15 protein-coding genes are annotated in these 12,755 nt (G+C 49.1%); 8 read left to right on the top strand and 7 right to left on the bottom strand.

From position 1 onward, the window contains the following. Positions 1-91 precede the first annotated feature (91 nt). Complete coding sequence (locus tag M988_RS02830; protein ID WP_035502898.1) at positions 92-1,420, top strand: Do family serine endopeptidase; 1,329 nt, start codon at positions 92-94, stop codon at positions 1,418-1,420. A 121-nt stretch (positions 1,421-1,541) separates the two neighbouring features. Further along, positions 1,542-2,618, top strand: coding sequence for an outer membrane-stress sensor serine endopeptidase DegS (degS, locus tag M988_RS02825; RefSeq protein WP_004091271.1), 1,077 nt, complete (start codon positions 1,542-1,544; stop codon positions 2,616-2,618). A 79-nt stretch (positions 2,619-2,697) separates the two neighbouring features. Here the strand turns inward: degS and murA are convergent, their stop codons facing one another. The 7 genes from murA to mlaF form a co-directional block, all read right to left on the bottom strand. Next, complete coding sequence (gene murA, locus M988_RS02820) at positions 2,698-3,957, bottom strand: UDP-N-acetylglucosamine 1-carboxyvinyltransferase (protein ID WP_008815208.1); 1,260 nt, start codon at positions 3,955-3,957, stop codon at positions 2,698-2,700. Between the two features lie 66 nt (positions 3,958-4,023). After that, positions 4,024-4,278 (bottom strand): BolA family iron metabolism protein IbaG, encoded by a 255-nt coding sequence (gene ibaG / locus M988_RS02815; RefSeq protein WP_008815209.1) that lies wholly within the window; start codon positions 4,276-4,278, stop codon positions 4,024-4,026. A 299-nt stretch (positions 4,279-4,577) separates the two neighbouring features. Next, positions 4,578-4,892 (bottom strand): lipid asymmetry maintenance protein MlaB, encoded by a 315-nt coding sequence (gene mlaB / locus M988_RS02810; protein ID WP_061059551.1) that lies wholly within the window; start codon positions 4,890-4,892, stop codon positions 4,578-4,580. Beyond that, the gene (mlaC, locus tag M988_RS02805) at positions 4,892-5,533 is read right to left on the bottom strand and encodes a phospholipid-binding protein MlaC (RefSeq protein ID WP_008815211.1); all 642 of its coding nucleotides are present in this window, start codon (positions 5,531-5,533) and stop codon (positions 4,892-4,894) included. Before mlaC ends, mlaB begins: the two co-directional genes overlap by 1 nt. Before the next feature lie 16 nt (positions 5,534-5,549). Further along, on the bottom strand, positions 5,550-6,089 hold the full coding sequence (mlaD, locus tag M988_RS02800) for an outer membrane lipid asymmetry maintenance protein MlaD (protein ID WP_008815212.1): 540 nt from the start codon (positions 6,087-6,089) through the stop codon (positions 5,550-5,552). 4 nt (positions 6,090-6,093) lie between these two features. Beyond that, positions 6,094-6,876 carry a lipid asymmetry maintenance ABC transporter permease subunit MlaE gene (gene mlaE / locus M988_RS02795; RefSeq protein WP_008815213.1) on the bottom strand — a complete coding sequence of 261 codons (783 nt, stop codon included), beginning with the start codon at positions 6,874-6,876 and terminating at the stop codon, positions 6,094-6,096. A gap of 4 nt (positions 6,877-6,880) precedes the next feature. Continuing rightward, entirely contained in the window at positions 6,881-7,711 is an 831-nt protein-coding gene (mlaF, locus tag M988_RS02790; protein ID WP_004091262.1) for a phospholipid ABC transporter ATP-binding protein MlaF, read from the bottom strand. Between the two features lie 451 nt (positions 7,712-8,162). Here mlaF and M988_RS02785 point away from each other — a divergent pair, with 451 nt between their 5' ends. The 6 genes from M988_RS02785 to lptB all read left to right on the top strand — a co-directional run bounded on the left by M988_RS02785 (position 8,163) and on the right by lptB (position 12,705). Then, positions 8,163-9,146: a calcium/sodium antiporter gene (locus M988_RS02785; RefSeq protein ID WP_008815214.1), complete on the top strand. Its 984-nt coding sequence runs from the start codon at positions 8,163-8,165 to the stop codon at positions 9,144-9,146. A 75-nt stretch (positions 9,147-9,221) separates the two neighbouring features. Next, entirely contained in the window at positions 9,222-10,208 is a 987-nt protein-coding gene (gene kdsD, locus M988_RS02780; RefSeq protein ID WP_008815215.1) for an arabinose-5-phosphate isomerase KdsD, read from the top strand. Positions 10,209-10,233: 25 nt separating this feature from the next. Then, positions 10,234-10,800 carry a 3-deoxy-manno-octulosonate-8-phosphatase KdsC gene (kdsC, locus tag M988_RS02775; RefSeq protein ID WP_008815216.1) on the top strand — a complete coding sequence of 189 codons (567 nt, stop codon included), beginning with the start codon at positions 10,234-10,236 and terminating at the stop codon, positions 10,798-10,800. Then, positions 10,797-11,375 carry an LPS export ABC transporter periplasmic protein LptC gene (gene lptC / locus M988_RS02770; RefSeq protein WP_008815217.1) on the top strand — a complete coding sequence of 193 codons (579 nt, stop codon included), beginning with the start codon at positions 10,797-10,799 and terminating at the stop codon, positions 11,373-11,375. The genes kdsC and lptC overlap by 4 nt, the downstream gene beginning before the upstream one ends. Further along, entirely contained in the window at positions 11,344-11,973 is a 630-nt protein-coding gene (gene lptA / locus M988_RS02765; protein WP_008815218.1) for a lipopolysaccharide ABC transporter substrate-binding protein LptA, read from the top strand. The genes lptC and lptA overlap by 32 nt, the downstream gene beginning before the upstream one ends. Before the next feature lie 6 nt (positions 11,974-11,979). Beyond that, positions 11,980-12,705: an LPS export ABC transporter ATP-binding protein gene (lptB, locus tag M988_RS02760; RefSeq protein ID WP_008815219.1), complete on the top strand. Its 726-nt coding sequence runs from the start codon at positions 11,980-11,982 to the stop codon at positions 12,703-12,705. Positions 12,706-12,755 lie beyond the last annotated feature (50 nt).

The following is a 12,755-nucleotide window of genomic DNA, read 5'->3' as shown; positions in this document are numbered from 1 at the left end:
AATACGCGCTCTTCGTTCTGAGTAACACAGTGAATTTACTTCGCCTGAGACACATTGACACCTTATATAGGCCATGAGAAACCATTCAATGATGAAGAAAAAATCTTTATTACTCAGTACACTCGCTTTAAGCATGGGCTTAACAATGTTGTCTGCACCAATAGCCAATGCAACGTTGCCGCCCATTGTTGCCGGACAAAATGTTCCGAGCTTGGCGCCAATGTTGGAAAAAGTGTTACCAGCCGTGGTCAGCGTTCACGTTGAAGGCATGCAAAATACCAAACCGACACCCGAAACTAAGGGCGGAGAACGCCAATTTGAAGGTTTGGGCTCTGGTGTCATTATTGATGCCGCAAAGGGTTATGTCCTGACAAATAACCACGTCATTAGCAACGCAACAACGATCAAAGTACAGCTTAACGATGGCCGCGAATACGTAGCCAAACTGATTGGCCGTGACGAGCAATCTGATATCGCGCTAATCCAACTGACCGATGCAAAAAACCTGACTGCGATAAAAATCGCTGATTCAGACAAACTGCGAGTAGGTGATTTTGCCGTTGCCGTTGGTAATCCGTTTGGCATTGGGCAAACGGCAACCTCAGGGATTGTGTCCGCATTAGGCCGTAGCGGTTTGAACCTTGAAGGTTTAGAAAACTTTATTCAGACCGATGCAGCGATCAACCGCGGTAACTCCGGCGGTGCTCTGATTAACCTCAACGGTGAGCTCATTGGCATTAATACCGCTATTTTAGCGCCTGGCGGCGGTAACGTCGGTATCGGCTTTGCCATTCCTAGCAATATGGCTCAGAGCCTGAGCGCCCAACTGATCAAATATGGCGAAGTCAAACGCGGAGTGCTCGGCATTCGTGGCCGTGAAATGACGGCTGACTTAGCTCAGGCCTTCAAGTTGGAAGCTCAGCGTGGAGCCTTCGTTAACGAGGTTTTGCCTAACTCTGCCGCGGCCAAAGCCGGAATTAAAGCAGGCGATGTCATTACAGCCTTAGATGGCAACCCGCTCAGTAGTTTCGCCGAGCTACGCGCCAAAATAGGCTCTGCGGCACCAGGCACCGTGTTGAAACTTGGCCTGCTGCGTAATGGCAAACCACTCGTCATTCCTGTGACGTTGGAAAATAGCGGAGTAACCACGACTCAGGCCGAAAATATCAGCCCAGCTCTGCAAGGCGCCACCTTGAGCGATGGCGATGTCAAAGGCACTCCGGGTATCAAGATCGACGACGTGGCAAAAGGTTCCGTCGCTGCTCAGATGGGAATGCATAAAGGCGACCTGATCATCGGCGTCAACAGCGAACGTATCCGCGATATCGCATCCTTACGTAAAGCGCTGGCAGCTAACCCACCGGTTATCGCTCTGCACATGCTACGCAACGGTGAAGGTCTGTATCTGCTGATTCGCTAATATTGCTTTAACAAAAGCACTAATTATACAAAAACCGCACAAAAATCGGGCATAGGCGTGTGCCGTGCCCGATTTTCTCTGTTATCCTTCGCGTATCTTTTCTTACCCTTTCAGAAACTTCATGTTTACTAAGATATTACGCTCAGTTTTTCTGGGTTTTGTGGTAGCCATCATTTTGCTGATTGCGGTGCCATCACTGCGTCCGGCAGGACTGTTCTCGCTGTTTAAAACGGCGTCGTTTGAAGAGTCCCCCGTCAGCTATAACTCTGCGGTGAAACGTGCAGCCCCTGCCGTCGTTAACGTATACAACGGCAGCATGAGCAACAACGGTCAGGGCAATAATGGATTGGCGATCAAAACTCTGGGTTCAGGCGTTATCATGGACAGCAAGGGTTACATTCTTACCAATAAACACGTGGTCAGCGGCGCAGACCAAATCGTCGTCGCATTACAAGATGGCCGTGTCTTTGAGGCCATGCTGGTCGGTTCTGATACGCTCACCGATTTAGCCGTGCTGAAAATTGAAGCCACTAATTTGCCAGTCATTACGATAAACCCTTCGCGAGTGCCTCATATTGGTGACGTAGTGCTCGCCATTGGTAACCCATACAACATTGGGCAAACGACCACGCAGGGAATTATCAGTGCTACTGGGCGTGTCGGTTTAAGCACCTATGGGCACCAGAACTTTTTACAAACCGATGCCTCCATCAATCACGGTAACTCTGGCGGCGCATTGGTTAACACGCTGGGCGAACTCGTCGGCATCAACACGCTATCACTAGACAAAAGCAACGATGGCGAAACCCCCGAGGGTATCGGTTTTGCTATCCCTACCGCTCTTTCTAGCAAAATTATGGCAAAACTGATCCGCGACGGACGCGTTATTCGCGGCTTTATCGGCGTGAGCGGGCGTGAAATTGCGCCAGCAAGAAACCAGCCTCAGGCCAATGCAATGGAACGAATTCAGGGCATTATCGTGCGGGATGTTGCGGCTAATGGGCCAGCTGCAAATGCTGGGATCCAACCCGGAGATATCGTGCTTAATGTAGACGGTAAGCCTGCCGTCAGCGCCGCTGAAACCATGGATCAGGTCGCCGAAATTCGCCCTGGCACCGTTGTTCCCGTTATCATTATGCGCAATGGCGAACGCATGACGCTTAGCGTGACAATTGAAGAGTTCCCGAACGTAGATTAGCTTGTTCGGCTCGCTTGATCAGTGAACATAAAAAAACGCCATCGAAAGATGGCGTTTTTATTTTTAAGCTCAGGCAGAATTACTCGCCTTTAACACGCTCGATATTTGCGCCCAAGGCGCTTAATTTGTTCTCGATGCGGTCATAGCCACGGTCGATGTGGTAAATACGATCGACGATAGTTGTGCCTTCCGCGACGCAACCTGCAATCACCAAACTTGCAGACGCACGCAGGTCAGTTGCCATAACCTGTGCACCAGACAGTTTTTCCACGCCGTAGCAAATCGCCGTGTTACCTTCGATCTCAGCATGAGCGCCCATACGGATAAGCTCAGGAATATGCATGAAGCGGTTTTCAAAGATAGTCTCAGTGATCACACCGGTACCTTCAGCCACCAGATTCAATAAGCTGAACTGTGCCTGCATATCCGTTGGGAACCCCGGATGTGGGGCGGTACGTACGGTAACCGCTTTTGGGCGCTCGCCATGCATATCCAGCGAGATCCAATCCTCACCCACTTCAATATCTGCCCCCGCTTCGCGCAGTTTCGCTAATACCGCATCCAAAGTATCTGGGCGCGTATTACGGCAAATGATTTTTCCACGAGTCACTGCAGCAGCGATCAGGAAAGTACCGGTTTCAATGCGATCAGGCAATACGCGGTAAACACCACCGCCCAGACGAGCAACGCCTTCAATAGTAATGCGATCTGTACCGGCGCCCGAGATTTTGGCACCCAACGTATTGAGGAAATTCGCAGTATCAACGATCTCCGGCTCACGCGCGGCGTTTTCAATCACGGTTGTCCCTTCAGCCAGCGTCGCTGCGCTCATGATGGTAACTGTCGCGCCAACGCTAACTTTATCCATGACGATATGCGCACCTTTCAGGCGACCGTCGACAGAGGCTTTAACGTAGCCCTCTTCCAGCTTAATCTCAGCACCCAGCTGTTCTAACCCTGTGATATGTAGGTCAACCGGACGTGCTCCGATTGCACAACCACCGGGCAGAGAAACCTGACCATAACCAAAACGCGCTACCAATGGACCTAACGCCCAGATAGAAGCACGCATGGTTTTCACCAGATCATAAGGCGCGCACAGCTCATTAACGTTGCTCGCATCCACATGAACTGAACCATTACGTTCGACGCGTACACCCAATTGGCTTAACAATTTCATCGTCGTATCGATGTCTTTCAACTTCGGCACGTTTTGAATTTCTACCGGCTCTTCAGCCAGCAATGCAGCGAACAGAATTGGCAGAGCTGCGTTCTTCGCACCAGAAATGGTGACCTCGCCGCTTAGGCGAGTGGGCCCCTGCACACGAAATTTATCCATTATTACCGATCTCAGTTAATCATTTAAAACAACCATCACCGCGAACGGTAATAGCGAGTATGGGGATCACAATGCGTTAAGCTTGCGGTCGCGCTGCCATTCTTCAGGCGTGAATGCCTTAATCGACAGAGCATGAATTCTGTTATCTGCAATGTATTCCATTAGAGGCGCATACACTGTCTGCTGTTTTTTGACTCGGCTCATACCGGCAAACTGTTCACCGACAACAATCACCTGAAAGTGGCTGCCGTCACCGGTCACATGGGCTTCCTGCAGGGATAATGCGTTCATCAACACATCTTTAATTTCATTGTTGTCCATGGGCGCTCAATCATTGAATTATAAAAAATAAGAAAACCATTTTAGCATTCTTGGCCAGATGCTCTTTATACCCGAGATAATTCGAAGCACATACTGACGGTAATCAAGCTAGCCATCAGGGCTTACGTGGGGATGTGTCTAAGGTAAACGAAGACGGCCAACGCATATGCAACGGGTGTAAGCCAAAAAGAACTTAAGCCGCCCATATTAGAGGAAATACGCCCCATCTTAAACAAAGAAAAGCCCCCGATAGCATCGTTATCGAGGGCTTTAGAAATAATCCTAATAATTGCACTAAGTTAGGATGCTAACAAAACGCTATCCGTCAAAAGTATGTCATTAAGATTGTAGAGTGCGATCAACGTGCGTAAACGCTCGCTCACACCGGTAATAACGATCTGAGAAGCGCCAGTAGCACCGGTGTTTTGTACATGAACCAACATCGCTAGCCCTGCAGAGTCCACCCGCTCTAATCCACTCAAATCCAGACGTTTCTTACCTTCAAGTAAAGTGTGGCGATCGTCCCAAAAACTCATTAGCGAATCTCTGTCGAGAATGCCAATCAGCTTGAGAGTATCCTCTTCGCTACGCCATTGCAGGACATTCGCCGCCATTATTTTTGATCCAACGTAATAGGCTGTTGAGCAGAGGAAATCAATTGCTTAGTCAACCCATCAACACCGTTCTGGCGCAGAATGGACGCCCACTCATTCTGCTTAGTGGTGATCATACTTACACCTTCCGCAATCATATCAAATGCCTGCCAATTTCCCGTTTGGCTGTTCTTGCGCCATTGGAAATCCAGACGTACAGGAGGACGGCCCTGCGGGTCAATGATAGTCACACGAATAGGAACAATAGTTGCGTCGCCCAAAGCTCGCTCAGGCGCAATATTGTATGTCTGGCCATGATACATGGCTAACGCCTGACCATACGCCTGTTCTAAGTAAGATTGGAACGCTTTGAAATACGCTTCACGCTGCGCGGGGGTCGCACCGCGATAGTACTGGCCCAACACTAAAGCGCCAGCATATTTTACCTGTACATAAGGCATGAGTTCTTCATGAACGATAGTGCGCAGGTAATTTGGGTCTTGCTTAATCTTCGGCTGTTCGTTTTTCAGACGATCAAATGTTTGCTTAGCCGCAGCATCCATCAGTTTGTAAGGGTTGGTCTGATCAACGGCGGCATTTGCCAATGTTGAAGATATTGGAGCCACCACCAGCAGCGCCACCATCAAAATACGTTTAAACATGCATAAATCCCCTAAATTAATGTGCTGCCGGAGCCTCAGTTGGCGCAGTAGCGTCACCTGAAGCGCTGTCTTTCTTGTTGGCATCATCGTTGCCGCTCTTATACAAGAACTGGCCGATCAAATCTTCCAACACCATGGCTGATTTGGTGTCCTGAATCGTTCCGCCATCTTTTAAAATAGCAGTCCCCATCTCAGGATCTTCAAAACCGACGTTTAATGCGAGGAACTGCTCGCCGAGAAGCCCCGAGGTACGGATAGCCAGTGAGCTCGTGTCAGGGATATTGTTGTACTGCTCGTTGATATCCATCGCCACGCGTGGCAAATAGGTTTTAGGATCTAGCGTAATATCAGCAACCCGCCCGATGACGACACCACCGATTTTGATCGGTGAACGTGCTTTCAAACCACCGATATTATCGAAGGTCGCATAGATACGATAAGTGGGTTCATTGCCCAGCGACTTAACATTCGCAACCTGCAAGCACAGGAACACTACCGCACACAATGCGATAAGCATAAATACGCCAACCCAAATTTCACTTTTTTTCGTTTGCATTGCATCAGTTCCCAAACATCAGTGCTGTCAGCACAAAATCTAATCCTAAGACCGCCAGCGACGAATGCACGACGGTGCGCGTGGTCGCGCGACTAATCCCTTCAGAGGTCGGTATGGCATCATAGCCGTTGAACAAAGCAATCCACATAATCGTGATGGCAAAAACCACGCTCTTAATCATGCAGTTCACCAGATCGGTATGAAAATCTACCGAGCCTTGCATAGCCGACCAGAAGAAACCGCTATCAATCCCTTTCCAATCAACGCCCACCACAGAGCCACCCCAAATACCCACGGCAACGAAAATTGCCGTGAGCAAAGGCATACTGATGATGCCCGCCCAAAAGCGCGGAGCAACGATACGGCGCAGCGGATCCACTGCCATCATTTCCATACTGGAAATCTGTTCTGTCGCTTTCATTAAACCGATTTCTGCCGTTACCGCAGAACCTGCTCGACCTGCAAACAGTAAGGCGGTAACAACCGGGCCAAGCTCGCGTAGCAGCGACAGCGCCACCATCATACCAAGGCTCGCCTCTGCACTATAGGTGGTTAAAATCAGATAGCCCTGCAAACCCAGCACCATCCCGATAAACAATCCGGAAACGATAATGATCAGCAAAGACTGCACACCAACGCTATATAGCTGTTTACGCAGCAACGGCCACTGTTTGGCAAACTCGGGCTTGCCTATCAGGGCATTAAACATCATCAAGCCTGCACGTCCAAAAGAGGCACAAACGTTGATTCCTCGGCGTCCAAACGACGCCAATGCATTTAACAACATGTGATCACTTACTCCCTGATCCTAAGGGGGCCAATCCAAGCAACGCGGAGCGATAATCGCCTGCCGGATAACGGAACGGCACTGGCCCGTCGGCAATACCATCAAGGAACTGCCTAACTCGCGGATCGGTATTACTATTGAGTTCTTTCGAACCCCCCTGAGCCACTACGCGCTGATCAGCCACAATATAAGCGTAGTCAGCAATACTCAATACTTCCGGCACATCATGTGATACCACCACACAGGTAATGCCCAATGAATGATTAAGTTCATCAATCAACTTAACCAACACGCCCATGGTTATCGGGTCTTGACCCACAAAGGGCTCATCAAACAGAATCATTTCTGGATCGAGGGCAATCGCGCGCGCCAGCGCAGCTCGACGCGCCATGCCTCCCGACAGCTCAGACGGCATCAAACCACCTGCGCCACGCAATCCTACCGCTTCAAGCTTCATCAACACCGTCGTGCGAATCAGCGACTCGGGCAGTTGCGTGTGCTCGCGTAGCGGAAAGGCTACATTATCGAATACGGTTAAATCAGTAAACAACGCGCCGGATTGGAACAACATGCTCATTTTTTTGCGAGCGTCGAACAGCTTATGACGCGAAAGAGAGGGAATATTTTGTCCATCAAACCAAATTTCCCCTTTGTCTGGACGGATCTGCCCGCCAATCAAACGCAGTAAAGTGGTTTTACCGATCCCAGAAGGCCCCATAATGGCGGTAATTTTCCCTTTCGGTACGGTCATCGTTATATCGGTAAAAATTTGTCGGTTACCACGGCTGAAACTCATGCCGTTGATTTCCACCAAATTCGTTGCCTGTTGATTCATGAGCTAGGGTCTCTTAGTCATCGTTATGGCACTGATTTATTGCACTGATAGCCTTCGGCCGCGAAACTCAATTTCTGTTAGCCATATTCAGTCTCCAGAGAGACTCGTCCAAGTCAGCACGAAACAGGATTCTCTCACGTTCTGCTCTAATACAATGCTAATTACTTTGGCCAATATTGTCATTTCAGCTCGAAACTAGGGCTATCGGGTGCATTCTTACAAATATTTCCCATGATTTTCTGACTAAAGGTGCCATGGGTTTTACTTTTCCTTCACTGGCAGTCAGAATTGTTACGATTAACGAGGATTCTGGCTCAACTCCTGCATCGATGGCTCACTTGCAAGAAATTCCGCGCCATTAGCAGAGTAAGACCGCCATTAATCGATTTTTCGCTACGTTTTTTACACGAACCTGCAAAAACGCCGGATTGTCCCCAACAAAGGATTCTGCATGCTGCTCGCCACCCTATTGTTGATTGTTGGCTTAATACTATTGGTTTATGGCGCTGACCGCTTAGTTTACGGAGCCGCAGCTATCGCACGATCGTTCGGCGTCCCACCGATGATTATCGGTATGACAATTGTGGGGATTGGCACATCCCTGCCCGAGCTGACCGTCTCCCTGACGGCGGTGATGAACAATCAACTTAACACCGCGGTCGGCACCGTTATTGGTTCAAATATAGCGAATATCTTACTGATTTTAGGCAGTGCTGCACTGCTTCGCCCACTTTCAGTCCGGTCTGATATTCTCAGGCGCGAACTCCCGCTAATGTTGGGCGTGACTATATTGTGCGGTTTTGTGCTCTATGACAATCAGCTAAGTCTGCTGGATGGTGTCATTTTATTGCTAACGTTTACCGCTTTTATCTGGTTAATGCTAAAAATGGCTCGCTTAGCCATGCGTGAGGGTAACGACCCTCTGACCGATGAACAAATGGCCGAACTTCCCAAGGATACCAGCAATACGGTGGCGTTGCTGTGGATTGCGCTGGGGCTGATCATTTTACCGTTATCAGCAAAGATGATTGTAGATAACTCGACGGTTATCGCTCGCTATTTTGGCGTTAGCGAATTAGTGATTGGGCTAACCATTATAGCCATTGGCACCAGTCTGCCTGAGCTGGCGACGTCAATCGCAGGTGCAATAAAAGGCGAGCATGACATCGTGTTGGGTAATATTATTGGGTCCAATATTTTCAATATTTTGATTGTACTTGGTGTTCCAGCCCTCATATCACAGGGGGATACTCACTTTGACCCAAGTGCATTTGGCCGAGACTACTGGGTGATGCTCGGCGTGAGCGTCGTGCTCACCGCATTGTGTATCAGACGAAAACACAAAATTGGCCGGATGGCTGGCGCACTGTTGCTGTGCGGATTTATTGCGTATGTTGCGCTGCTATTTATGCCTCACCCCATCAATCTGTATTAAATGAGTACAAGACGGCAAGCATAGCTTAACGTTGTGCATAACCGATTAAACCGCTGAATCGAGTGAGAAAAAAACATGTCACATTTGGATTTACAGCCGGGATTTGACTTCCAGCGAGTGGGAAAGCAAGTTCTTCAAACTGAACGCGAAGGACTGGCACAGTTAGACCAATACATTAATGAAGACTTCACTAAATCCTGCGAGGCGATCCTAAGCTGCTTAGGCAAAGTCGTCGTGATGGGGATGGGTAAGTCAGGCCATATTGGTCGCAAAATTGCGGCAACGCTAGCCAGCACAGGCACTCCCGCGTTCTTTGTGCATCCGGGTGAAGCAAGCCACGGCGATCTGGGCATGGTCAGCTCACATGATATCGTGCTAGCAATTTCCAATTCTGGCGAATCCCATGAGATTCAAGCGCTGATTCCTGTACTCAAACGCCAAAAAGTAAAACTGATCTGCATGACCAACAACCCAGACAGCTCGATGGGTAAGGCGGCAGATATCCACCTATGCGTGAAAGTCCCACAGGAAGCCTGCCCGTTAGGTCTGGCACCAACCACCAGCACAACGGCAACACTGGTCATGGGCGATGCGCTTGCCGTTGCACTATTGCAGGCTCGTGGTTTTACCGCTGAGGATTTCGCCCTTTCGCATCCCGGGGGAGCCTTAGGCCGCAAACTGTTACTCCGCGTGAGTGACATTATGCACACCGGTAGTGAGTTACCGCACGTCAGCCGTGATGCCTCTCTGCGTGATGCTCTGCTGGAGATTACACGCAAAAATCTCGGGTTAACCGTCATCTGTGATGACCTGATGAAAATCGAAGGTATTTTCACTGATGGTGACCTACGTCGCATCTTTGACTTAGGCGTTGACTTAAATAATGCGAAAATTGCCGATGTTATGACATCCGGTGGTATCCGCATTCGTCCAAATGCCTTAGCTGTCGATGCATTAAACCTGATGCAGGCTCGTCATATCACTTCGCTGCTGGTTGCTGATGGCGATCAACTGATTGGCGTGGTTCATATGCATGATATGCTGCGCGCTGGCGTGGTTTAAGAATTAACGTTTAGGTGAAAAATTAATGAATGAGCAAGGTATGAATATCGCTACCTGTTATGGCCCTGTTGCCCGTAAAATCATGGACTGCGCAGCAGAAATTCGTCTCGTCATCTGCGACGTTGACGGCGTTTTGTCTGACGGCCTGATTTACATGGGCAACAACGGCGAAGAGCTAAAAGCGTTTAACGTACGCGATGGCTATGGTATCCGCTGTCTCATTACCGAAGGCATTCATGTGGCGATCATTACCGGTCGCCAATCTAAATTAGTTGCCGATCGAGCAACTACGCTAGGAATTGAACACCTATATCAGGGGCAGTCTGATAAACTGATTGCCTTTGAGAAAATTCTCGCCGATCTGAACTTGCAGCCGCATCAGGTATCCTACATTGGCGATGATTTGATTGACTGGCCGGTGATGGCCAAAGTTGGACTTTCCGTTGCAGTAGCTGACGCGCACCCTATTTTATTGCAGCGCGCTCAATATGTTACCCGTATTTCAGGCGGGCGCGGTGCAGTTCGTGAGTTATGCGATCTCATCCTACAGTCGCAGGGCAAACTGGATGAGGCCAAAGGGCTATCAATATGAGTAAAACCAAACGCTGGGTCATCCTGCTATTAACGATTATTGCGTTGGCACTGATTGGTTGGAATCTGACAGAAAATGATTCTGATACCTCTCAAGTGGCTGTCAATAATCAGGAGCCGACCTATCGCAGCCAGCATACTCTGACCGTGGTCTATGACCCGACAGGTAAACTAAGCTATAAGCTGGTAGCAGAAGATGTTCAGCATTTCTCGGAGGATAAAACCAGTTGGTTTACTCATCCGGTGCTGACGACTTACGATCAGGACACCTTACCGACTTGGTCTATCCGTGCGGATAAGGCAAAGCTAACCGATGACCGTATGCTTTATCTATACGGAAATGTAGAAGTAAACAGTTTGACGACGACCTCGCAATTGGAAAGGATTACTACCGATAATGCGCAGGTAAACCTAGTGACTCAGGACGTCAGCTCTGATGATGAAGTCACTCTTTATGGGTCAAACTTCACCTCCCATGGTCTGAAGATGCGCGGGAACATGCGGGAAAAAACCGCAAGGCTGATTGACAAGGTAAAAACCTACTATGAAATTCAAAACAAACCACAAAATCCTTAGCCTTATCGTTGCCGGTACATTGCTAACGGCAAGCGTTCCAGCGCTGGCTCTGACCGGAGATACAGAGCAGCCGATTCATATCGACTCGGCTCAGCAGTCGTTGGATATGCAAGGCAACACCGTCACCTTTACCGGTGATGTCGTCGTGACTCAGGGCACGATTAAGATTAATGCAGACAAAGTTGTCGTCATCCGTCCTAACGGTGCTCAGGGTAAAGAAGTCGTTGAAGGTTATGGTAATCCCGTAACGTTCTACCAGATGCAAGACAATGGTAAACCTGTCAGCGGCCATGGGCAGAAGCTTCGCTACGAACTGGATAAAGACTTCGTTATCCTGACCGGCAATGCATTCCTGCAGCAGGTTGATAGCAGTATCAAAGGTGACAAAATTACCTATCTGGTTAAACAACAGCAAATGGAAGCCTTCAGCGATAAAGGCAAGCGCGTTACCACCGTGTTGATTCCATCTCAGTTGCAGGATAAAGGTGGAAAAGCAGCAGCGACGCCTGCGCCAGCTAAGCCGAAAGCGCAGAATGAACCTGCTGCATCAAAAGGCAAATCTCCGTTTAGCCAGTCCTCACAGACCAAGAGTAACTAATTCGTTATGGCAACTTTAATTGCTGAAAATCTGGCCAAAGCCTACAAAGGTCGCCGCGTAGTTGAAAACGTTAGCCTGACCGTTAATTCAGGTGAAATCGTAGGTCTGCTCGGACCCAATGGCGCGGGTAAAACGACCACGTTTTATATGGTTGTCGGCATCGTTCCACGCGATGCAGGCCGTATTGAAATCGACGATGAAGATATCAGTCTGCTGCCGCTTCACGCTCGTGCACGTCGTGGAATAGGCTACTTGCCACAAGAAGCCTCTATCTTTCGCCGCTTGAGTGTGTATAACAACCTGATGGCCGTGCTGGAAATTCGTGATGACCTCACGAAAGAACAGCGCGCCGACCGCGCCGACGAACTGATGGAAGAGTTTCATATTGCCCATCTACGCGACAACCTCGGACAGTCACTGTCCGGTGGCGAACGCCGCCGCGTCGAAATTGCACGTGCTTTAGCCGCAAATCCTAAGTTCATCCTGCTGGATGAGCCATTTGCGGGCGTTGACCCAATCTCTGTTATTGATATTAAAAAAATTATTGAACACCTGCGCGATCGCGGTTTGGGCGTATTGATTACCGACCATAACGTGCGTGAAACGTTAGACGTTTGTGAGCGTGCTTATATTGTGAATCAGGGCAACCTCATTGCTCATGGCACTCCATCTGAAATCTTAGATGATGAGCAGGTTAAACGCGTCTATCTGGGTGAAGAATTCCGTCTGTAATGACGGCTATCTTGCGTCATACATATCCTGCACTTTGCGCAGGATATGCC

Source organism: Hafnia paralvei ATCC 29927 (genome assembly GCF_001655005.1).
Taxonomy (GTDB): domain Bacteria; phylum Pseudomonadota; class Gammaproteobacteria; order Enterobacterales; family Enterobacteriaceae; genus Hafnia; species Hafnia paralvei.
This window is presented reverse-complemented; position numbering and strand designations above follow the sequence as displayed.

Excerpts from the sequence above, each read along its gene's own strand:
- kdsD (WP_008815215.1), top strand. The coding sequence starts at position 9,222 with ATGTCACATTTGGATTTACAGCCGGGATTTGACTTCCAGCGAGTGGGA.
- murA (WP_008815208.1), bottom strand. The coding sequence starts at position 3,957 with ATGGATAAATTTCGTGTGCAGGGGCCCACTCGCCTAAGCGGCGAGGTC.
- M988_RS02785 (WP_008815214.1), top strand. The coding sequence starts at position 8,163 with ATGCTGCTCGCCACCCTATTGTTGATTGTTGGCTTAATACTATTGGTT.
- mlaE (WP_008815213.1), bottom strand. The coding sequence starts at position 6,876 with ATGTTGTTAAATGCATTGGCGTCGTTTGGACGCCGAGGAATCAACGTT.
- lptA (WP_008815218.1), top strand. The coding sequence starts at position 11,344 with ATGAAATTCAAAACAAACCACAAAATCCTTAGCCTTATCGTTGCCGGT.
- lptC (WP_008815217.1), top strand. The coding sequence starts at position 10,797 with ATGAGTAAAACCAAACGCTGGGTCATCCTGCTATTAACGATTATTGCG.
- lptB (WP_008815219.1), top strand. The coding sequence starts at position 11,980 with ATGGCAACTTTAATTGCTGAAAATCTGGCCAAAGCCTACAAAGGTCGC.
- ibaG (WP_008815209.1), bottom strand. The coding sequence starts at position 4,278 with ATGGACAACAATGAAATTAAAGATGTGTTGATGAACGCATTATCCCTG.
- mlaF (WP_004091262.1), bottom strand. The coding sequence starts at position 7,711 with ATGAATCAACAGGCAACGAATTTGGTGGAAATCAACGGCATGAGTTTC.
- mlaB (WP_061059551.1), bottom strand. The coding sequence starts at position 4,892 with ATGGCGGCGAATGTCCTGCAATGGCGTAGCGAAGAGGATACTCTCAAG.
- mlaC (WP_008815211.1), bottom strand. The coding sequence starts at position 5,533 with ATGTTTAAACGTATTTTGATGGTGGCGCTGCTGGTGGTGGCTCCAATA.
- degS (WP_004091271.1), top strand. The coding sequence starts at position 1,542 with ATGTTTACTAAGATATTACGCTCAGTTTTTCTGGGTTTTGTGGTAGCC.
- M988_RS02830 (WP_035502898.1), top strand. The coding sequence starts at position 92 with ATGAAGAAAAAATCTTTATTACTCAGTACACTCGCTTTAAGCATGGGC.
- kdsC (WP_008815216.1), top strand. The coding sequence starts at position 10,234 with ATGAATGAGCAAGGTATGAATATCGCTACCTGTTATGGCCCTGTTGCC.
- mlaD (WP_008815212.1), bottom strand. The coding sequence starts at position 6,089 with ATGCAAACGAAAAAAAGTGAAATTTGGGTTGGCGTATTTATGCTTATC.